We start from the raw sequence: 20,260 nt of genomic DNA on the forward strand, positions 1-20,260 counted from the left end.
CATGAGCAGTGTCGCCGAGAAACTTGCCGGCAAGTCCAACCGGAAGCCCCCGGCCAAGCAGGTGCGCCTGCGCCTGGTGTACATCGACTTCTGGTCGGCGGTGAAGCTGTCCTTCCTCGTGGCGGTGTGCCTCTCCGTGGTGAACATCGTCGCGACGTTCCTCGTCTTCACGATCGTCCAGTCGACCGGACTGTTCGAGAACCTGAACAGCCTGGTCCAGGACGTGGCCGGCGCGGGCACCGACCTGCGCTCGATCCTGTCGGTCGGGAACGTCATGGGCTTCGCCGTCGTGGCATCGCTCCTGAACCTCGTCGTGACGACCGCGCTCGGCGCCGTCGTGGCCGTGCTGTACAACCTCAGCGTCAAGATCACGGGCGGCATCCTCGTCGGATTCACCAACAACTGACGCCGTCCTCGGCTCGATTTCACGATCCCGAACCCTTCGGGTAGTCTTTCCTTCGGCCGAAATTCGGGGATATAGCTCAGGCGGTTAGAGCGCTTCGCTGATAACGAAGAGGTCCGAGGTTCAAGTCCTCGTATCCCCACTCCGATAACTCCACACCCGGATGCCCCAGGGCATCCGCCACGGGGCCTTAGCTCAGTTGGTAGAGCGCCTGCTTTGCAAGCAGGATGTCAGGAGTTCGAATCTCCTAGGCTCCACAGTCCCATCGCCTCACGCCGCGCCGGCTCCCTGCACCAGACTGGGGGAGTGGCAGCCCGTCCAGATCATCGGATCGACGAGATCGCATCGCGCCTCCGGGGCTCCGGCAGCGTCTTCGCCGAGGACGAGGCGGCGATCCTCGTCGCGGCGGCCGCGGATGACGCCGAGCTCGAGCAGCTCGTGCGCCGCCGAACCGCAGGCGAGCCGATCGAGCCGCTCGTCGGGTGGGTTCGCTTCGGATCGATCCGACTGGCCGTCGGCCCCGGCGTCTTCGTCCCGCGGCAGCGGAGCCTTCGCCTCGCGCGACTCGCGGTGCGGCGCGTCCGTGCGGCGCGTGCACCGGTGATGCTCGAGGCCTACTGCGGCGTGGCGCCGATCGCCGCCGCGGTCGCGGCATCCGCACCCGCTGCCGAGGTGCACGCGGCCGATCTCGACCCGGCCGCCCTGGCGTTCGCCCGGGCGAACCTGCCGGAGCCCGCTCACGTCCACCTCGCCGATGCGCTCGACGGGCTTCCACCGCGGCTTCGAGGGAGGCTGACGACGATCGCGGCGGTGCCGCCGTACGTGCCCGAGGCGGAACTCGCCCTCATGCCGCGCGAGGCGCGTGACCACGAGCCGGCTACTGCGCTCGTGGGCGGCGGTGCCGACGGGCTCGGCCACGTGCGTCGGCTGGTCCGCGACGCCCGCCCGTGGCTGGCGACGGGTGGGCACCTGCTCCTCGAACTGCACGCCGCGCAGCTGCCGGTGGCGGCGGGCGAGGGACGCGCCGTCGGCTGGCTGACGAGGCTGCACCCGCCGACCGCATCGCGGACGGGAGTGCTCGAGCTCATCGCCGGGTAATACAGTGGCGGGATGGACATCCGCATCGCCGCGTACGGGGTCATCATCCGGGACGGCGAGATCCTGCTCTCCCACTGGAACGAGCACGGCCGGTCCGCGTGGACGCTGCCGGGCGGCGGGATCGAGGGCGCCGAGCATCCGCTGGAGGCGGCCACCCGCGAGATCCGCGAGGAGACCGGCTACGACGCCGAGATCGACCGGCTGCTCGGCATCGACACCATGGTCGTGCCGGCGGCGAAGCGCCACCACGGTTCGGCGCCGTTGTACGCGATGCGGATCGTGTACCGCGCGCACGTCGTGGGCGGACGATTGGCGAACGAGATCGGGGGATCGAGCGACGAGGCGCGTTGGTTCCCGTTGGGTGAGGTCGCCTCGCTCACCAGGGTGAGCCTGCTCGACATCGCGCTGCGCATGAACGCGGAGGAGCCGGCGGACGGCGCGCCGTCGCGGGCCTGAGGGACGCCGGCGCCGGAGACGGGCGACGGTCCCGCCCGGCGAGCGGACGGGACCGTCGTGATCGGTCCGGATGCGGCGTTCATGGTGATCAGAGCGTCCGGGCCACGAGCGCGAGGGCGCTGAAGTTCTCCTCGCGGAGTCGGTCGGCCTCGCGCTGGAGTCCGGCCGTGCGCGCGAGGACGTCGGCGCGAGCCAGCTCGTTGCGTGCACGACGGGCCTCGGCGGCGCGGCTCCAGGCGAGCAGCGCGAGACCGGCTCGGCGGGCGAGCCGCTCCTGCAGGCGGCCGCTTCCGGCCGCCACCTGTTGCGCGGTCGAACGCGGTGCGGTGAGTGTGGTGTTCACGGTGTGTTCCTTCATCGGATGGGACGGTGACGCGCGCGGGTGCGACGCGCCGGGAGGTGACGGGTGCGGGCTCCCGGGACGCAGGCCGCGGCATCCGTCGCCCGGTGGCGGGCGTCGCGACGCGATGGCACGAGTGGCGGGAGAGGCTCGGCGATCTGCACGCGTCCGGACGGGACGCGGATCCTTCGGATCGATGCCGGGGGACGGACGTCGCCCGCGATGCGGGCGTGCCTCGTCAGGCGGTGGACCTGCGGTGAGCGGTCAGCGCGGGAACGCGCGTGCTAGCAGGCCGCGAACGGAGCGCCGAGGAAGGCGACCGCGCGGACGGGCGACTGGATTCGCTGCATCATCATGGGGTCTCGCCTCCTCTCCTGGGCCGTGGTGGCCGACCGTGGTGGTCGAACCGAGTCACGACCATAGCGCCGTTCGCTCCTCACACGCAAGGGGATTCCGGGAATCCGTCCGAAATCATCGTGAGCACTGAGCGGGCTGGGTGGTCGCAGACGGCGACGGCCCCCGGTCCACGAGTGGACGGGGGCCGTCGGGAAACCGTGGGGTCAGATGACGGGCGACGGTGCGGCACCCGAGTCGGATGCCGTGGCCGGCTCCTCGTCGGCGACCCAGAGCTCGTCATCGGCACGGAACGTCTGCCAGACCGCGTACGCGACGCCGGCCGCCGCGATGACGCCGGCACCGATCGCGAGGTACGTGCCCACGCCCGGGCCCTGCTTGCGCTTCACCTCGGCCGCGGCACGCGGCGAGACGCGCTCGAGCGCCCGGCGGACGCGCGTGTCGTTGGCGATGTCGCCGATCGACAGCAACGAGCCGAGCGCGCTGCCGAGCGACCGCTCGACCTGGTCGCCCGCGGTCCGTGCATAGCTCCGCGCCTGGTCGAAGCCCGGCCGGACATAGCTCTGGTAGCCCGTGCGCACCCGCGGAACGACCTCCTCCTGCGTGAGCAGGTTGATCTGGCGGCTCGCCTCCCGGGCGACCTTGCTCGCGTGATCCAGCACGTCCTGCTGGTTCCCCCACAGATCCTCTGCACTGCTGCGCAGCCGCTTGAGTTCCTTCCGGCGCTTGCGTGACAGGCTCATCTCGACCTCCATCGTTGTGCAGCGAACTCCTCCATCCTGCCACCGAACCGGCCGGATGTGGGGCGGAAAGGGCGGGGGTTGCCAGCCTCGTGCCGAATCGTGCATGAGAGAATCGTCGGTATGCCGAATCCCACCGCAGTCGCGACGATCACCACCAACCACGGCGACATCAAGGTCGACCTCTACGGGAACCACGCACCGAAGACGGTGAAGAACTTCGTCGGCCTCGCGACCGGCGAGATCGAGTGGACCCACCCGGCGACGGGCCAGACCACCACCGACCCCCTGTACGACGGCGTGGTGTTCCACCGCATCATCCCCGGCTTCATGATCCAGGGCGGCGACCCGCTCGGTCAGGGCATCGGCGGACCGGGCTACCGTTTCGACGACGAGATCCACCCCGAGCTCGACTTCACGGAGCCCTACGTCCTCGCCATGGCCAACGCCGGCATCCAGGGTGGGAAGGGCACCAACGGGTCGCAGTTCTTCATCACGGTCGGCCCGACCACGTGGCTGCAGGGCAAGCACACGATCTTCGGCAAGGTGACGGATGCCGCGAGCCAGGCGGTCGTCGAGAAGCTCGCCTCGGTTCCGACCGACGGCCGGGACCGACCGCTCGACGACGTCGTGATCGAGAAGATCACCGTCGAGCAGGCCTGAGTCCGACCCCGGTGAGCGACCCGGCGCCCGAGCGCGCGAGCACCTGCTATCGGCACCCCGACCGGCAGAGCTTCGTGCTGTGCCAGCGCTGCGGTCGCACCATCTGCGGGGAGTGCCAGACCCCCGCACCGGTCGGCGTCATCTGCCCCGAATGCATGCGCGAGCAGCGCGCGTCGGCACCGCGGACGAAGCCCGCAGTGCTGACGCGCGCCCGCTCGGCCGCTGGTCGCGGCGCACCGGTGGTGACGTATTCCATCATCGGCATCACCTTCGCGGTCTACCTCCTGCAGCTCATCCCCGGGCTCGCGATCACCGACCGCCTCCTCTACGCCGGTGTCTACTCGCTGCCGTTCAACTTCGAGCCGTGGCGCATGATCACGTCGATGCTGGTGCACTCGACGGCACTGATCTTCCACGTCGCGCTCAACATGTACACGCTCTGGATCTTCGGCCAGCTGCTCGAGAACGTGCTCGGGCGCTGGCGGTTCCTCTCGCTCTACCTCATCTCCGGCCTGGGCGGGTCGGTCGCCGTGCTCTGGCTCTCCGACCCCCGGACCGGCGTCGTCGGCGCGTCGGGTGCGATCTTCGGCCTCATGGGCGCCTTCCTCGTGATCCAACGCAGGCTCGGCGGCAACGCCACGCAACTGCTGATCCTCGTCGGCATCAACCTCGTGATCGGGTTCGTCCCGGGCTTCAACATCGCCTGGCAGGCGCACCTGGGCGGTCTCGTCGTGGGCGCGCTCGTCGGCCTGATCTACGTCGAGACCCGCAAGCGCGACCAACGCACACTGCAGGTGGTCCTGCTCGCGGCGCTCGTCCTGGTGCTGCTGATCCTCAGCCTGAGGTACTTCTTCTTCCCGGTCTTCTGAGCCTGCCGCGCATCCGCGGTCGTCGACTCGGGCGGCTGCTGTGAGCGACGGCCCACGGTTATCCACAACGCTGTCCACAGTTGGGGAGAGTTACACCGGTGTGATTCCACACGATGTCCGGAATTCCGGGCTTTCCACCTCTCCACAGGGTGTGGACGGTGTGGAGAAACCTGTGGAAGGTGTGGATAACACTGTGCAGAGATGGGGAAAGCGGGGCGGATGCCGCAGCATCCGCCCCGCTTCGAGGTCATTCGAGCCGGCGTCAGCGCCAGCGAGTGGTCATGAGGAAGCCGATGAAGGCGATGCCGAATCCGACGAGGATGTTCCACGAACCGAGCGCGGCCACCGGCAGCGCACCCTGGCTCACGTAGAAGAGGATGATCCAGACCAGGCCGAGCAGCATGAAGCCGAACATGACGGGCTTGAACCAGACGGGATTCGGCGCGTCCTCGCCGCTCGGCTGCTCCGCGCGCGCGGGCTTCGAAGAATTGGTGCGTGCCATGCCGGAGATTCTACTGCACCCGCTTCGGGCCTCCGATCCGAGGAGCGTCGGCAGGTCCGCCCGACGAGATCGCGGCGGCCGTCGCGGAATGGGGCGATGAGCGTGGACCCGGCCTTGTGGCGTATCCTGCCGGGACCGGTCTGGTTTCGCGTCATCCTCGTGCTGGCCATCCTCGCCGGCGTGATCTTCGTCCTCTCCACCCGGGTCTTCCCCTGGGTGGATGGGATCGTGAACCCAATCGACGTCACGGTGGAGCAATGACCCGGATCCTCGTCATCGACAACTACGACAGCTTCGTGTACACCCTCAACGGGTACCTGCAGGAGCTCGGCGCCGAGACCGAGGTCGTCCGCAACGACGACATCGCGGTCGACGACGTCGCCGACCGCATCGCGGAGTACGACGCGGTGCTCATCTCTCCCGGCCCGGGGAAGCCCGCCGATGCGGGCGTCTCGATCCCCGTCGTCGAGGCCGCGCTCGCCTCGGGTCAGCCGATCCTCGGGGTGTGCCTCGGCCACCAGGCGATCGCCGAGGCCTTCGGCGCCGTCGTGACCAACGCCGAGGAGCTCATGCACGGCAAGACGTCGAAGGTCGTGCACGACGACAGCCCCTTCTACGAGGGCGTCCCGCAGCACTTCACCGCGACGCGGTACCACTCCCTCGCGGTCGTGGACGGCACCGTGCCCGACGACCTCGTCGTCACCAGCCGCACCGACGGCGGGGTCATCATGGGGCTCCGGCACGCGACCGCACCGATCCTCGGCGTGCAGTTCCACCCGGAGTCCGTGCTCACCGAGGGCGGCTACCGGATGCTCGGCAACTGGCTGGCGATCGCAGGACTGCCTGAGGCGCGCGAGCGCGCGCAGTCGCTCAACCCGCTCGTGCGCGCGAGCTGAACGCTCAACCCGCGCAGTACACGAGCTCGACCGCCGACTTCTGCGGCACGTCACCCGGAGCGGGCGACTGCCGGATGATCGGCGACCCCGGCTGCGACGCGCAGCTGCCGTCGGGCACGGGCGTCGGCGTCAGCTGCAGGGACGACGTTCCGAGGTACGAGGACGCCGCCTGGAGCGATTGCCCGGTCAGGTCGGGCAGCGTCACGTTGCCCGACGAGATCGTGAAGTTCACGGTGCTGCCCTGATCCACCGACGACCCGCCCTCCGGGTCGGTCGAGATGACGATCCCGGCGCCCACGGTGGGGGAGTTCTGCCGCGTCTCGGATCCGGGCGCGAGTCCCGCATCGGTGATCGTGGTCTTCGCCTGGTCGAGCTGCATGTTGACGACGTCGGGAACCGAGACCGCCTCGCGACCGGTGGACACGAACACGCTGACCGGCGTCCCGGTGTCGACGATCTCGCCGGCGGCCGGTTCCGTCTCGATCACCTGCCCGGCGGGCACGGTGTCGCTCACGCGATCCATCCGGGTGGGCGGCAGGGTGAGCGCCTGCAGTTCGTTCGCCGCCTCCTCCCACGTCGATCCGCTCAGCTGGGGGACCTCGCGTGCGTTGGACGGCAGCGTATCGCTCGGCTGGAGGTTGAACGCCCAGTACATGACGGCGACGACGATGACGACGACGGCGATGATGCCGGACCAGATCCAGATCGCCGGCGGACGACGCTGCGTTCGCGTCATGGTGTCGTCCTCGGTGAGTTGGCGGAGCGCCAGTTCGGACGTGGACAACGAACCCGTGGGCGTCCCGAAGAACAGCGCCGTCTCGTCGGTCTTCTTCGGGACGGGGATCCGACCGGATGCCGCGGCCTCGACGTCGGCGCGGAACTCGGCAGCGGTCTGGTACCGGGTCGTGCGGTCCTTCGCGAGGGCGTGCATCACCACCGCGTCGAGGGCGGGCGAGACCTTCGGGTTGATCACGCTCGGCTTGACCGGCCGCTCGCTGACGTGCTGGTAGGCCACCGCGACCGGGGTGTCGCCTCGGAACGGCGGGCGACCCGTCAGCAGCTCGAACAGGACCACGCCAGTGCTGTACAGGTCGGTGCGCGCATCGACGGTCTCGCCCTTCGCCTGCTCCGGCGAGAAGTAGGACGCGGTGCCGAGGATCGCCGTGGTCTGCGCGACGGTCGTCGCCGAGTCGGACACGGCCCGCGCGATCCCGAAGTCCATGACCTTCACCTGGCCGCCGGTCGTGATCATGATGTTGCCCGGCTTGATGTCGCGGTGCACGACACCGGCGCGATGCGAGTACTCGAGCGCCGTCAGCACCCCGTCGATCACCCGGGCGGCGGCCGCCGGATCGAGCGGACCGTCGTGGATGATGTCCTTCAGCAGGCGGCCCTCGACGTACTCCATCACGATGAAGGGCAGCTGCACCTCGTGGCCGGACGAGTCGAGCACGGTCTCCTCGCCGGCGTCGAAGACGCGGACGATCGTCGGGTGCGCCATCCTCGCCGCCGACTGGGCCTCCTGGCGGAACCGCATGCGGAACGCCGGATCGGTGGCGAGCTGCGGCTTGAGGAGCTTGATGGCCACCTGACGGCCGAGTCGGCTGTCGGTGCCCACGTGGACGTCGGACATGCCACCGCGCCCGATGAGCGCACCCACGCGGTACCGACCCGCGAGCATGCGATCTTCATCGTTCACGGTGTCTCCGTTCGTGTAGGGCTCGTTCCGGGAGGCTAGGGCTGGATGGTCACGGGGGCGGCGGGAGAGAACGGCGAGTCGAGCTGGCCGCAGAAGTACCGGTACGTGACCTCGAAGTCCTGGCTGCCGGCCTGCACGTTGACGTTCGTCGTCCCGGCACCCACCGGGCTCGGCGCGGTCGCGTCGTTCGTGACCGCCACCTCGTAGCCGCTGAGCTGCTGACCGGAGGGACAGGATGCCGCGGGCCAGCTCACCTGGACGATCCCGCCGGATGCGACGTCCGCCGGGTTCACCGTGGGCGCGTTCGCGGGCGCGGTGGGCGTCTCGGGCGTGCCCAGGTAGGTGACCGTGATGGTGGTGCCGATCTCGACGGGACCACTCGGGTTGACGTCGGAGACGGTGTTCGCCTGGTCGGGGGTCGTGGCCGGCGCGCCCTCCTGGGTGTTCACGGGGAAACCGAGGCCCTCGAGCTCCGCACGGACGTCGTCGACGCTCCGGCCGATGTAGGCGGAACGGTCGATCTGCACCGTCGTCGGGGCGGCGGTGGTGGTCTCGGGCGGCGGCGCACTCGAGGAGGTCGGCGGTGCGGACGACGACGACGGCGGACCGCTCGACGTCGACGCCGCCGGGCGGTTGCCGCTGTTCAGCGCGAGCGCGATCAGCGTGCCGATGAGCACGAGCGCGAGCAGGATGATGAGTACGATGAGCGGCCACGTCCACGGGCTGCGCTTGCGCTCGGCGGGCGGCTCCTCCTCGCCGTCGGGCACGCCTGCACCGGCGGCCAGCACGGTCGTCGCGGCGGTATTCGCACCGGCCTGGGGCATGAGCATGGTGGCTGCCGTCATGCCGGCCGCGGCGCCGAGGATCGCCGGAACGGCCGCGGCCGCCGCCTGGACGTCGCCGCGGCGCAGGGCGGTGGCTGCTCGCGCGAGGTGCGCCGCCGTCTGCGGGCGGTCGGCGGGGTTCTTCGCGATGCACGAGTAGACGAGGTTCCGAACGGGCTCGGAGACCGTGACGGGCAGGTCGGGCGGGGTCTCGTTGATCTGCGCCATCGCGATCGCGACCTGCGACTCGCCCGTGAACGGACGGCGACCCGCGAGGCACTCGTAGGCGACGATGCCGAGCGAGTAGATGTCGGTCGTGGGCGACGCCGGGTGTCCCGACGCCTGCTCGGGGGAGAGGTACTGCACGGTTCCCATGACCTGGCCGGTCGCGGTGAGCGGGACCTGGTCGGCGATCCGCGCGATGCCGAAGTCGGTGATCTTCACGCGGCCGTCGGGCGTGATGAGGAGGTTGCCCGGCTTGATGTCGCGGTGCACGAGGCCCGCCGCATGCGCGGCCTGCAGGGCCGCCGCGGTCTGGGCGACGATGTCGAGGACCTTGTCGGTCGAGAGCACGTGCTCGCGCTCGAGGATCGTGGAGAGCGCCTCGCCGGGCACGAGCTCCATCACGAGGTAGGCGCTGCCCTCCTCCTCGCCGTAGTCGAAGACGTTGGCGATGCCCTCGTGGTTCACGAGCGCGGCGTGACGCGCCTCGGCACGGAAGCGCTCGAGGAAGCCGGGGTCGCCGAGGTATTCGTCCTTGAGGATCTTCAGCGCCACCTGACGGCCGATGACCAGGTCGGTGGCCTGCCACACCTCGCCCATGCCGCCGATGGCGATCCGGGACTGCAGCTCGTACCGTCCACCGAAGGTGAGCCCAGCACTCGGTCTCATTTGTTCAGCACCGCCTCTAGTACCTGTTTCGCCAATGGCGCGGCAATCAGATTGCCGAACCCCTCCTGACCAAGCCCTCCGCCGTCTTCCACGAGCACCGTGATCGCATACTGAGGGTCGTCGGCGGGGGCAAAACCCGTGAACCACAAGGTGTAGGGATCGTCCTCGCCGTTCTCTGCTGTACCCGTCTTACCGGCCACGCTGACGCCGTCTATTCTTGCATTACTCGCAGCACCGTTCTCGACGCCGTTGACCATCATCTCGGTCATCGTCCGGGCCGTCGACTCGCTGATCGCACGGCCGAACTGCGTGGCGTCGAACTCCTCGATCGGGCGGAAGTCGGGCGCCGTGATCGACTCGACGAGGTCGGGATCCATCACGATCCCGCCGTTCGCGATCGCGGCGGAGACCATCGCCATCTGCATCGGGGTCGCCCGGACGTCGCCCTGGCCGAAGCCGCTCAGCGCGGTCTGCGGCGCGTCGGGGTTCGCCGGGTACGTGCTCGTCTCGGTGGGGTTCGGGATCGTGAAGTTCGAGTTGAAGCCGAACTTCTCCGCCTGCGCGCGGATCGCGTCGTCGCCGAGTTCCAGCGCGAGCTCGGCGAACGGGATGTTGCACGACAGCCGCAGGGCGGTCGCGAGCGTGACCTCGGAGCCGCTGCCGCACGTGCCTCCGCTCGAGTTGCGCACGACCGAACTCGTCTCGGGCAGCGTGAACTCGGCGGGGTTCGGGAACGTGCTGTCCGGCGTGTACTGGCCGGACTCGAGAGCTGCGGCGGTCATGACGAGCTTGAACACCGACCCGGGAGGGTTCATGTCGCCGCCGGTGGCACGGTTGAAGAGCGGGTCGCCCGGATCCTCCACGAGGTTCTGGTACGTCTGCTCGACCTCCTCGCCGTTGTGCACGGCGAGGCTGTTGGGATCGTAGGTGGGCTTCGTGACCATCGCGATGACGCGTCCGCTGCTCGGCTGCGTCACGATGATCGCGCCCGTGTAGTCGCCGAGCGCGTCCCACGCGGCCTGCTGGGCGACCGGGTCGATCGTCACCTCCACCGAGGCCCCCATCGGGTCCTGACCGGAGATGAGGCGGTTCAGCGAGTCGAAGAACTGCGACTCGGACGTGCCGCTGAGTTCCGCGTTCAGCGAGCCCTCGAGACCCGTCGCCTCGCCGTTCACCGGGATGAACCCAGTGACGGGCGCGTAGAGCGGGCCGTTCGCGTAGACCCGCTGGAACTTGTAGTCGTCGTCGGACGGCTCGGAGAACGCGATCGGATCGCCGCCGACGAGGATCGGCCCCCGCTCGACGGAGTAGCTCTGGTAGAGGGTCCGCGCGTTGCGCGGGTCGGCGGCGAGGTTGTCGGCCTGCACGTACTGGATCACCGTCGAGGCGACGAAGAGCGTGAGGAACATGAGGAGGGAGACGATCGTCACCCGCTTGAGTTCGCGGTTCATCCGTCGATCACCAGCCTCGGGTGGTTCCGGACCGTGTCGGAGAGCCGCAGCAGCAGCGCGACGATGATCCAGTTCGCGACGAGCGAGGAACCACCGGCCGCGAGGAAGGGCGTCGTGAGCCCGGTGAGGGGGATGACCCGGGTGACGCCGCCGACGACGATGAAGACCTGGAGGGCCACGACGAACGAGAGGCCGACGCCGAGGAGCTTGCCGAAGTCGTCCTGTCCGGCGAAGCCGATGCGGAAGCCCCTGGCGACGAAGAGGACGTAGAGGGCGAGGATGGCGAAGAGGCCGGCGAGGCCGAGTTCCTCGCCGAGGCTCGCGATGATGTAGTCGGACTGGGGCACCGGCGTGAGGTCGGGGCGGCCCTGACCCAGGCCCGTCCCGATGAGACCGCCGTTCGCGAGGCCGAACAGGCCCTGGACGAGCTGGAACGAGCCGCCCTGCGCGTCGTACACGGCGGGGTCGAATGCGTTGAGCCAGTTCTGGAAGCGTCCGTTGACGTAGTCGAGCGTCTGGCTGGCGATGATGGCGCCGGCGAGGAACAGGCTGAGGCCGAGGACGACCCACGAGAGCCGGCTGGTGGCGACGTAGAGCATGACGAGGAACAGGCCGAAGTACAGCAGGGCGGTGCCGAGGTCGCGCTGGAAGACGATGACCGCCATCGACAGCGCCCACACCACGAGCAGCGGCCCGAGGTCGCGTCCGCGCGGGAATCGCATGCCGAGGAAGGTGCGACCCACCATCGACAGCGAGTCTCGGTTGCGGACCAGGTAGCCCGCGAAGAACACGGCGAGGGCGATCTTCGCGATCTCACCGGGCTGGAACGTGACGAGGTCGCCGATGCCGACCCAGACGCGGGCCCCTCCGCGGGTCTGTCCGAGACCGGGTACCAGCGGCAGCAGCAGGAGGACGATCGCGATGAGTCCGGAGAGGTAGGTGTAGCGGAACAGCGTGCGGTGGTTCCGGATCAGCAGGATCGTCGCGAGCGCGGCGACGATCGCGATGACGCTCCAGACGATTTGCCGGACCGCTGCGCTGTCCCACCCAGCGTCGCCGTAGGCGATGTCGATGCGGTAGATCATCGCGATGCCCAGCCCGTTCAGCACCGTCGCCACGGGGAGGAGGAACGGGTCGGCGTCGCGTGCGACGAAGCGCATGGCGATGTGCAGCCCGAACACGAGTGCGGACAGGCCCGCGCCGAGCAGGACGAGCTGCGTGTCGATCCTCCCGAGCGCGCCGAGCTGGACGAGCACGATGGCACCCGCGTTGATCACGCAGGCGACGATGAGCAGCCCGAGTTCGAGGTTCCGCAGCTTCTGGGGCATGCGGATGCGACGCACGCTCCCCGTCGCGGGGGCGCGCTCGGCTGCGCGGGCCGCGGAACGGTCAGTCAACGGACTCCTCCAATCGGTCCACGATGCGCATGGCCTCCTCGAGCGTCCCAGCGGTGATCGTCTGCTCGACGCGCTGCTGGTCGTACGCCTTCAGGTCGGCGATGTCGACGGGCGTCTCGGAGTGGAGGCGATGGAGCGAGATCGGGCCGAGGTCCTGCTGGATGCCCTGGTAGATCGCGACGCGGCCGTTGTACTCGCCGACGTAGTACCTGGTCTGGGTCCACTGGTACCCGAGGGCGGTCACGGTGACGATCGCGCCGACGAGCAATGCGATCCACACGCCCCACATGATGCGCCGCCGGCGGCGTCGGCGCTCGTCCTCCTCGATGAGCTCGTCGAAGAACTCCTCCGAGTCGGGCTCGAAGTGCGTCTCCTGCACGGGGTGCGGGCGGAAGGGCGTGAGGCGGATGCCGGGTCGACGCGCCGGCTCGGGAGCGGTGCCGAACGCGAGCGGAGCGGCGGCCGAGCCGACGATCAGCGGGGGCGTGTCGGGCGCGGGCGGGTCGCCGATGTCGACGACGACCACCGTCACGTTGTCGGGGGCGCCGCCGTCGAGCGAGGCCTTGACGAGTCGGTCCGCGACCTGCTTCGCACCGGCGTCCGCCGCGAGCATCTCGTGGATGTCGTCGAACGAGACGACGCCCGAGAGTCCGTCCGAGCACAGCATCCACCGGTCGCCCGGGTGGGTGTCGATGACCATCGTGTCGATCTCGGGGGATGCCTCGACATCGCCCAGGACGCGCATGAGCACCGACCGCCGGGGGTGGACCATGGCCTCCTCGGCCGTGATGCGCCCGGCGTCGACGAGTCGCTGGACGAACGTGTGGTCGGTCGACACCTGGCTGAGTTCGCCTGAGCGGAAGAGGTAGACGCGCGAATCGCCGATGTGCGCGATGACGACGCGGTCCTGCTGGACGAGCATCGCACTCGTCGTGGTGCCCATGCCGGTGAGCTCGGAGTGCTCGGCGACCGTCTCCTCGAGGTTCCGGTTCGCCGAGAGGAGGGCCGACTCGAGGGCCGCGGCGGCGTCCGCCGACGAGTCGTAGTCGGCGTCGGCGTCGGCGATGCGACGGGTCGCGATCGCGCTCGCGACGTCACCGCCCGCGTGCCCGCCCATGCCGTCGGCGACGAGGAAGAGCCGGCGTCCGGCGTAGCCGGAGTCCTGGTTGCTCGCGCGGACCCGACCGACGTGCGAGACCGCCGCGCTCGCCTTGACGCTGGCCATCGGCTACCGCCGCAGCTCGAATGTCGTGGCTCCGACCTTGACGGTGGCTCCCAGCGGGATGGGCGTGGGCACGGTGACTCGGGAGCCGTTGAGGAACGTGCCGTTGGTGGAGTCGAGGTCCTGGATCATCCAGCGGCCGTTCCACAGCATCAGGCGGGCGTGGTGCGTCGAGGTGTAGTCGTCGCGGATGATGATCGCGGAGTCGCTCGAGCGGCCGATCGTGATCTCGTCGCGGCCGAGCGGGAACTCGGCGCCCGACTTCGCCCCGGACGTGATGACGAGGCGCGAGGCGTTCTCGGAGGTGGCGTCGCCCCCGCCGCCCGTGGGCGCCGGGGCCGGCTTCGAGACCGCGGCGGTCGGAGCGGTCGCGCTGGCCGACGGGGCGGCGCCTGCGGAGGCGGCCGCGGCATCCGGCTGCAGCTTCCGGACGCGCTGGCCGAACAGGTCGCTGCGCAGCGCGTAGACGATGGCGAACACGAACACCCACAGCAGCAGCAGGAAGCCGAGCTGCAGGACGAGCAGCGTGAGTTCACTCATCGATCGGGCCCCCAGAATCCGCCGTCGTCGCGGCGCGGGGCAGCCGGATCGACGCGGGAGGCCGCGGTGTCGGTCGGGTCGGCTTGGGCGAGCACCCGGAACACGATACGCGAGCGACCGATCGTGATGACCGAGTCGGGCTCGAGCACCGACTCCTTGACCGCGCGGCCGTCGAGCTGCGTGCCGTTCGTGGAGCCGAGGTCGCGCACGCGGGCGCGCTGGCCGTCCCACTGCACCTCGGCGTGGCGGCGCGATGCGCCCGAGTCGTCGAGCGTCAGGTCGGCCTCGCTGCCGCGGCCGATGACCGTGCGGCCCTTGAGGATCGGATGCCGCCGGCCGTCGACGTCGAGCACGGGGGTCCAGGCCACGCGGCCCTTCACGTTCTGCGACTCGACCTGCACCATGCCCTCCGACAGGCCCGGGTCGGCGTGGAGCACGATCGCGATCCCCCCGGCGAACTGGAAGCGCTGGTTCGCAGCGTGCTTCTGCACCAGGTCGGTGAGCTCGTCGATGAGTGCCGGGCCGAGCGAGTCCATGCGCTGGTGGTCGGCGGGAGACATCCGCACGATGAAGCGGTTCGGCACGAGGACCCGGTCGCGGGAGACGACGGCCGCCTTCGTGTCGATCTCGCGCTTCAGTGCCGCCGTGATCTCCACGGGCTGCAGCCCCGAGCGGAAGGTCTTGGCGAACGCGCCGTTGACCGCGCGCTCGAGACCCTTCTCGAAGTTGTCCAGTAGGCCCACAGGTCTCCCGTCCGGTGCGTTTTCGACTCACATGCTAACCGCAGGCCGTGCCAATGCGCCGGGGCCCGGCGCGAACGATGCGGTTCCGAGAGCTTCGACTCAGTCGAAGGCCGCGGCCTGTTCCTCCTCGTCCATGTCGAGCGACAGCGTCGGGATCGACGCCGTGAGCAGCGTGCCGTCGGCACGCCGTGCACCGCGGACGTTCTGCATCGTCGGGGCACCGACGCGCCGCGCGCCGTGGCCGTCGAGGCGCACCGTCACGGGCGTGTCGGCGGTCACGACGACCTCCTCTCCGCGGACCTCGAGCAGCAGCGAGGCGTTCGGCCCGCCCGTCTCGAGCTGGAACCGGATGGCCTCCTCGGTCAGGTCGACCCTCACCCGCGCCCCGCGGATGGTGAGCCGGAACGAGAGCCGCTCCCAGCCGTCGGGGAGCCGCGGGTCGAACGTGAACCGGCCGTTGTGGTCGCGGAAGCCGCCGAAACCGGACACCAGTCCCGCCCAGACGCCGCCCGTGGAGGCGACGTGCACGCCGTCGGCCGCGTTGTGGTGCAGGTCGGCGAGGTCGACGAACAGCGCCGAGCGGAAGTAGCGCAGCGCCAGCTCGTGGTAGCCGACCTCGGACGCGATGATCGACTGGACCACCGCCGACAGCGTCGAGTCGCCCGTGGTGAGCGGGTCGTAGTACTCGAAGTCGGCCAGCTTCTCCTCGGTCGTGAAGCGGTCGCCCTGGAGGTAGAGGGCGAGCACGACGTCGGCCTGCTTCAGCACCTGGAAGCGGTAGATGACGAGCGGGTGGTAGTGCAGCAGCAGGGGGAGCCGGTTGTCGGGCGTGTGCTCGAGGTCCCACAGCTCCTTCTCGAGGAATGCCGCGTCCTGTGGATGCACTCCGAGCATCTCGTCGAACGGGATGTGCATGTACGCCGCGGCGCGGCGCCAGCCGGCGACCTCGGCGGGCGTCACGCCGAGCCGCTCGACGAGGCGCTTGTGCGCGTGCGGGTCGAGCACCTGGAGGTTGTCGACCGCCCCGGCCGCGGCAGCGAGGTTCGCGCGCGCCATGACGTTCGTGTAGAGGTTGTCGTTCACGACGGTCGTGTACTCGTCGGGGCCGGTGACCCCGTGGATGTGGAAGACGTCGTCGGTGTTCGTGCGCCAGAAGCCGAGGTCCTCCCACATGCGGGCCGTCTCGACGAGGATGTCGATCGCGCCGCGCGCGAGGAAGTCCTCGTCGCCCGTCGCGGCCACGTACTGGCAGAGCGCATACGAGATGTCGGCGTCGATGTGGTACTGCGCGGTGCCGGCCGCGTAGTACGCGCTCGACTCCTGGCCGTTGATGGTGCGCCACGGGAACAGGGCCCCGTGCTGGTTCATCTCGAGCGCGCGGGCGCGGGCGGGCTCGAGCATCCGCTGCCGGAAGCGCAGCACGTTCCGCGCCACGATGGGCGCGGTGTAGCTGAGGAACGGCATGACGTAGATCTCGGAGTCCCAGAAGTAGTGGCCGCCGTAGCCGGAGCCCGACACGCCCTTCGCGGCGACGCCGCCGCCGTCGGTGCGCGCCGTGGCCTGGACGAGCTGGAACAGGTTCCATCGCGTCGCCTGCTGGAGTTCGGGCTGCCCGGCGATCTCGACGTCGGAGCGGGCCCAGAAGTCCTCGAGCCAGGAGCGCTGCTGCGCGAACAGCTCGGCCACGCCGATCTCGACTCCCCGGTCGAGCGTGCGCTCGGAGCGGTCGACGAGTTCGCGCGCCGGGACCTTCCTGGCCGTGTGGTAGCTGACGAGCTTCGTGATGCGGATCGGCACGCCCTGCCGCGCGCGGACGCGGTAGATGTGCTTGGCCAGGTCGTCGCCGATCGAGCTGCTCTCGCTGAACTCGTTGTCGGTCGTGATCGAGTGCTGCGCGCCGACCGCGATGGCCATCTTCGAGTTCGTCGTCTGGTAGCCGAGGACGTAGCGGCCGTCCTCCGACTTCTTCTGCACGCGCGGCTGCAGCACGCGCTCGGTGAAGGTCTCGGCCTTGCGCGGGTCGAACGCGCCGGGCGCCTCCGTCACGCCGCCCCGGTACTCGTCGCGTCCGTCCTGGCGGTTCAGGATCTGGCTGGAGATCGTCACCGCCGCGTCGGCGTCGAGGAGCTCGACCTCGTAGTCGATGACGCCGAGGTGGCGGTCGGTGAAGCTCACCATCCGGCGGCTCGTGATGAGCACGCGCTTGCCCGACGGCGTGCGCCACTCGATCCGGCGGCTCAGGACGCCGAGTCGGAAGTCGAGCCGGCGCTCGTACCCCATGATCTCGGCCTCGGTGAGGACGAGCGGCTCGTCGTCCACGTAGAGGCGGAGGACCTTGGCATCCGGCGCGTTCACGATCGTCTGCCCGACGCGCGCGAACCCGAACGCCTCCTCGGCGTGCCGGATCGGCCACGTCTCGTGGAAGCCGTTGATGAACGTGCCGTGCACGTGGCCGTCCCGGCCCTCCTCGACGTTGCCGCGGAGGCCCAGGTAGCCGTTGCCGACTGCGAAGAGGGTCTCGGTGCGACCCATGTCGTCGACGCCGAACTCGGTCTCGACGAGCGCCCACTCGTCGACCGGGAAGATCGTGCGGTTCAGCGGATCGGTGTCGGCGAACCTCATGCGCGGTCCTCCTGTTCTGGTGCGGCTGGTGCTGCGGCAGTCGGGGTCTGCGGGTCGGCTGCGTCGTTGAGGATGGCGGATGTCTCGCCCGCGCGGTCGAGGGCCGGGATGAGCTCGTCGAGCTCGTCGACGATCACGTCGGCCCCGAGCTCGGTGAGCGCCTCGCGTCCGACCCCGCGGTCGACGCCGACGACGAGCGCGAACGGACCGCTCGCGCCGGCCTTGACGCCGGATTCCGCGTCTTCGATCACGGCGCACTCCTCGGGCGCGAGGCCCAGGAGCTCGGCGGCGCGCTCGAACATGTCGGGCGCCGGCTTGCCGACGATGCCCTCGCGGGCTGCGACCGCGCCGTCGACCACGACCTCGAAGCGCTCGGCGAGTCCCGCCGCATCGAGCACCGCGGGCGCGTTCTTGGAGCTCGACACGACCGCGACGTCGCCGCCGGCGCGCTCGATCGCGTCGAGCAGCGCGACGCTCGCCGGATACGGCTCGACGCCCTCCTCGGCGAGGGTCGCGTTGAAGGCCTCGTTCTTCCGATTGCCGAGCCCGTGCACGGTCTCCTCGGTCGGCGCGTCCGACACCTCGCCCTCGGGCAGGCGGATGCCGCGGCTCTCCAGCAGCGACCGGACGCCGTCGTAGCGCGGCTTGCCGTCGATGTAGGCGAAGTAGTCGGCGTCGCGGTACGGCTCGGCCCCGTGCTGCTCGAGGAACGGCGCGAACAGGCGCGCCCACGCGTGCATGTGCACGACCGCGGTCGGCGTCAGCACCCCGTCGAGGTCGAACAACCAGCCGCGGATGCCGCCGAGGTCGACGTCGTGGGGATCGACGGGCGCGTGCGCGTCGCGGGGGTGGGTCACGGGCGATCCTTTCGATCGGGGGCGGGTCGGGCGCCGGTGCCGTGGTGCAAGGCTAAGCCCGCAGTCGTCGGCGGCGCGAGATGCGGTCCCACTTCCGAGCGGATGCCAAGGGACTCCGGTGGCCGCTCGAGCCCCGTCGCTCGCGGCATCCGGACGATTCGGGCGCGTCGAGGACCTGTGTTAGTCTCGGTTGGCTGGTTCGCACCTCGTGCGAAGCGGTATGCGCAAGTGGCGGAATAGGCAGACGCGCACGGTTCAGGTCCGTGTGCCCGTGAGGGCGTGGGGGTTCAACTCCCCCCTTGCGCACCACCGAGGAACGGCTCGATCCATATGGGATCGGGCCGTTTTCGCGTTCCCGTCGCGACCGGGTGGCACGCCGTCTCGGGCGAGCACCGTCCGCCGGCTAGCCCGCCCGCTGCTCGTGGATTCCCGTGCTGAAGCTCGACCCGTTGAGCTCGAGGTACGCATGCCGCTCAGTGATCGAGATGGTCATCGCGTTCCGGCGCTCCAGCACCCCCGCGACATCGTCGACGAATCCCGGATCGAAGCTGACCAGCGGGATCTCCTCGGCGCGATGGATCCGCTTCCCCGCCCATGCCGCGGCGACCTTCGATGGATCGCGGTGCGTGTACACCGCTGCGCGGTCGGCGAGCTTGGCCCCGCGGTGGAGCCGTTCGGCGTCCGGCGCGCCGACCTCGATCCACGCGACCATGCGCCCGGTGTCGTCGCGCACGAGCACCGCGGGCTCGTCGGTGGCGGCGATCCCCTCGCTGAACGCGATGCCCGGCTCGTACTCGAGGCAGTAGGCGAGCAGGCGGGTCACCATGAACGCGTCCGTCTCGGAGGGGTGCCGTGCCACGCGGAGGGTCAGGCTCTCGTAGCGGCCGCGGTCGACATCCGCCAGCTGCACATCGAACGTGTGGATCGTCGCACCGAGGGCCATGGTCCCCGAGCCTACGGGCGCGGCAGGGGAATCCTTCCGCCGCGCGATTATGCTGCGGGCATGCGCCCGTTCCTCCGCTCGTTCGTGCTGCCGGCGCTCGGAGCGATCGCGGTCCTCGCGGCGGCCGGTCGGGCAGTGCGGCGCATCGGTGGCGTCGACCCCGTCGAGGACCGGGCGGTGCGCGCACTCCAGGCGAGGTCCGGCCACCGGCCGGACGACGCCGACCCCGAGGCGCGGGTCGAGCCGCCGGGGCCCCGTGAGCCGCTCGATCGGGTCACGCGCCCACTCTCGTGGTACTCGGGGGTGCCGCAGACGATCGCGAACGGCGCGATCTGGTGCGGCGTGACCTGGCTGCTCACGCGCGATCGGCGCTCCGCCGTCGCCCCCGGCGCCGCGCTCGCGCTCGAGACCGCCTGCTTCGTGGCATCCGCCGCCCTCGTCGGGAGGCCGCGACCCCGGGCCGTGTGGCGCCCCGAGCAGCCGCACGCCACGTCGTCGTTCCCATCCGGACACACCGCGGCATCCGTCGCGCTGCACACCACGCTCGCCGACCTGCTCGACCGGTACGGAGTCCGGGGCGCCCGCGTCCTCGGACCCCTGCTCCGGTACGGGATCCCCGGTGCCGTCGCGTTCTCGCGCGTGCACCGCGGGCAGCACCACATCACCGACACGGTCGCGGGCGCCGTGCTCGGGCGGTGGAGCGCAGGAGTCGTGCGGCGGGCGCTGCTCTGACGTCTCGGCCGGCGCGAG

Annotated in this window: 21 protein-coding genes and 3 tRNA genes; 11 read left to right on the forward strand and 13 right to left on the reverse strand. The window is 70.1% G+C overall.

Annotated elements, in window-relative coordinates; all coding sequences use genetic code 11:
* The first annotated feature begins 1 nt into the window (after nucleotide 1).
* The 5 genes from GJR97_RS08620 to GJR97_RS08640 all read left to right on the forward strand — a co-directional run bounded on the left by GJR97_RS08620 (nucleotide 2) and on the right by GJR97_RS08640 (nucleotide 1,957).
* Nucleotides 2–406 carry a DUF3566 domain-containing protein gene (locus GJR97_RS08620; protein WP_129233062.1) on the forward strand — a complete coding sequence of 135 codons (405 nt, stop codon included), beginning with the start codon at nucleotides 2–4 and terminating at the stop codon, nucleotides 404–406.
* 65 nt (nucleotides 407–471) lie between these two features.
* A tRNA-Ile gene (locus GJR97_RS08625) sits at nucleotides 472–545 on the forward strand.
* A gap of 42 nt (nucleotides 546–587) precedes the next feature.
* Nucleotides 588–660 (forward strand) — tRNA-Ala (locus GJR97_RS08630).
* A gap of 49 nt (nucleotides 661–709) precedes the next feature.
* Nucleotides 710–1,501, forward strand: coding sequence for a class I SAM-dependent methyltransferase (locus tag GJR97_RS08635; protein ID WP_154346071.1), 792 nt, complete (start codon nucleotides 710–712; stop codon nucleotides 1,499–1,501).
* A 12-nt stretch (nucleotides 1,502–1,513) separates the two neighbouring features.
* Complete coding sequence (locus tag GJR97_RS08640) at nucleotides 1,514–1,957, forward strand: NUDIX hydrolase (protein ID WP_154346073.1); 444 nt, start codon at nucleotides 1,514–1,516, stop codon at nucleotides 1,955–1,957.
* A gap of 88 nt (nucleotides 1,958–2,045) precedes the next feature.
* Here GJR97_RS08640 and GJR97_RS08645 read toward each other — a convergent pair whose 3' ends face one another.
* Complete coding sequence (locus tag GJR97_RS08645) at nucleotides 2,046–2,300, reverse strand: hypothetical protein (protein ID WP_154346074.1); 255 nt, start codon at nucleotides 2,298–2,300, stop codon at nucleotides 2,046–2,048.
* A gap of 557 nt (nucleotides 2,301–2,857) precedes the next feature.
* Nucleotides 2,858–3,394: a hypothetical protein gene (locus GJR97_RS08650; protein WP_154346076.1), complete on the reverse strand. Its 537-nt coding sequence runs from the start codon at nucleotides 3,392–3,394 to the stop codon at nucleotides 2,858–2,860.
* 120 nt (nucleotides 3,395–3,514) lie between these two features.
* Here GJR97_RS08650 and GJR97_RS08655 point away from each other — a divergent pair, with 120 nt between their 5' ends.
* Nucleotides 3,515–4,054, forward strand: coding sequence for a peptidylprolyl isomerase (locus GJR97_RS08655; RefSeq protein ID WP_154346077.1), 540 nt, complete (start codon nucleotides 3,515–3,517; stop codon nucleotides 4,052–4,054).
* Between the two features lie 11 nt (nucleotides 4,055–4,065).
* Entirely contained in the window at nucleotides 4,066–4,923 is an 858-nt protein-coding gene (locus GJR97_RS08660) for a rhomboid family intramembrane serine protease (RefSeq protein ID WP_324613302.1), read from the forward strand.
* A gap of 262 nt (nucleotides 4,924–5,185) precedes the next feature.
* Here the strand turns inward: GJR97_RS08660 and GJR97_RS08665 are convergent, their stop codons facing one another.
* Complete coding sequence (locus GJR97_RS08665; protein WP_129234281.1) at nucleotides 5,186–5,425, reverse strand: cell division protein CrgA; 240 nt, start codon at nucleotides 5,423–5,425, stop codon at nucleotides 5,186–5,188.
* Nucleotides 5,426–5,521: 96 nt separating this feature from the next.
* Here GJR97_RS08665 and GJR97_RS17865 point away from each other — a divergent pair, with 96 nt between their 5' ends.
* A complete protein-coding gene (locus GJR97_RS17865; RefSeq protein WP_195760645.1) occupies nucleotides 5,522–5,686 on the forward strand; it encodes a hypothetical protein in 165 nt (54 codons plus the stop codon).
* Entirely contained in the window at nucleotides 5,683–6,321 is a 639-nt protein-coding gene (locus GJR97_RS08670; protein WP_154346078.1) for an anthranilate synthase component II, read from the forward strand. The genes GJR97_RS17865 and GJR97_RS08670 overlap by 4 nt, the downstream gene beginning before the upstream one ends.
* 4 nt (nucleotides 6,322–6,325) lie before the next feature.
* Here the strand turns inward: GJR97_RS08670 and pknB are convergent, their stop codons facing one another.
* The 9 genes from pknB to GJR97_RS08715 form a co-directional block, all read right to left on the reverse strand.
* Nucleotides 6,326–8,002 carry a Stk1 family PASTA domain-containing Ser/Thr kinase gene (pknB, locus tag GJR97_RS08675; protein WP_154346237.1) on the reverse strand — a complete coding sequence of 559 codons (1,677 nt, stop codon included), beginning with the start codon at nucleotides 8,000–8,002 and terminating at the stop codon, nucleotides 6,326–6,328.
* Nucleotides 8,003–8,055: 53 nt separating this feature from the next.
* Entirely contained in the window at nucleotides 8,056–9,735 is a 1,680-nt protein-coding gene (locus GJR97_RS08680; RefSeq protein ID WP_154346079.1) for a serine/threonine-protein kinase, read from the reverse strand.
* Nucleotides 9,732–11,186, reverse strand: coding sequence for a peptidoglycan D,D-transpeptidase FtsI family protein (locus tag GJR97_RS08685; RefSeq protein WP_154346080.1), 1,455 nt, complete (start codon nucleotides 11,184–11,186; stop codon nucleotides 9,732–9,734). Before GJR97_RS08685 ends, GJR97_RS08680 begins: the two co-directional genes overlap by 4 nt.
* Nucleotides 11,183–12,514, reverse strand: a complete 1,332-nt coding sequence (locus GJR97_RS08690; protein ID WP_154346238.1) for an FtsW/RodA/SpoVE family cell cycle protein — start codon at nucleotides 12,512–12,514, stop codon at nucleotides 11,183–11,185. The genes GJR97_RS08685 and GJR97_RS08690 overlap by 4 nt, the downstream gene beginning before the upstream one ends.
* A gap of 61 nt (nucleotides 12,515–12,575) precedes the next feature.
* Entirely contained in the window at nucleotides 12,576–13,808 is a 1,233-nt protein-coding gene (locus GJR97_RS08695; RefSeq protein ID WP_154346081.1) for a PP2C family protein-serine/threonine phosphatase, read from the reverse strand.
* Nucleotides 13,809–13,811: 3 nt separating this feature from the next.
* Nucleotides 13,812–14,345, reverse strand: coding sequence for an FHA domain-containing protein FhaB/FipA (locus tag GJR97_RS08700; RefSeq protein ID WP_154346082.1), 534 nt, complete (start codon nucleotides 14,343–14,345; stop codon nucleotides 13,812–13,814).
* Nucleotides 14,342–15,088 carry a DUF3662 and FHA domain-containing protein gene (locus GJR97_RS08705; RefSeq protein WP_324613304.1) on the reverse strand — a complete coding sequence of 249 codons (747 nt, stop codon included), beginning with the start codon at nucleotides 15,086–15,088 and terminating at the stop codon, nucleotides 14,342–14,344. Before GJR97_RS08705 ends, GJR97_RS08700 begins: the two co-directional genes overlap by 4 nt.
* 99 nt (nucleotides 15,089–15,187) lie before the next feature.
* On the reverse strand, nucleotides 15,188–17,710 hold the full coding sequence (locus tag GJR97_RS08710) for a glycoside hydrolase family 65 protein (protein WP_154346083.1): 2,523 nt from the start codon (nucleotides 17,708–17,710) through the stop codon (nucleotides 15,188–15,190).
* On the reverse strand, nucleotides 17,707–18,507 hold the full coding sequence (locus GJR97_RS08715; protein WP_324613353.1) for an HAD family hydrolase: 801 nt from the start codon (nucleotides 18,505–18,507) through the stop codon (nucleotides 17,707–17,709). Before GJR97_RS08715 ends, GJR97_RS08710 begins: the two co-directional genes overlap by 4 nt.
* 282 nt (nucleotides 18,508–18,789) lie before the next feature.
* Here GJR97_RS08715 and GJR97_RS08720 point away from each other — a divergent pair.
* A tRNA-Leu gene (locus tag GJR97_RS08720) sits at nucleotides 18,790–18,876 on the forward strand.
* Between the two features lie 94 nt (nucleotides 18,877–18,970).
* Here the strand turns inward: GJR97_RS08720 and GJR97_RS08725 are convergent.
* The gene (locus GJR97_RS08725) at nucleotides 18,971–19,510 is read right to left on the reverse strand and encodes a YaeQ family protein (protein ID WP_154346084.1); all 540 of its coding nucleotides are present in this window, start codon (nucleotides 19,508–19,510) and stop codon (nucleotides 18,971–18,973) included.
* A 60-nt stretch (nucleotides 19,511–19,570) separates the two neighbouring features.
* On the opposite strand from GJR97_RS08725, the gene GJR97_RS08730 reads away from it, so the two are divergent.
* Nucleotides 19,571–20,242 (forward strand): phosphatase PAP2 family protein, encoded by a 672-nt coding sequence (locus GJR97_RS08730; protein ID WP_154346085.1) that lies wholly within the window; start codon nucleotides 19,571–19,573, stop codon nucleotides 20,240–20,242.
* Nucleotides 20,243–20,260 lie beyond the last annotated feature (18 nt).

Origin of the sequence: Agromyces kandeliae, assembly GCF_009674665.1 — a bacterium.
GTDB lineage: Bacteria > Actinomycetota > Actinomycetes > Actinomycetales > Microbacteriaceae > Agromyces > Agromyces kandeliae.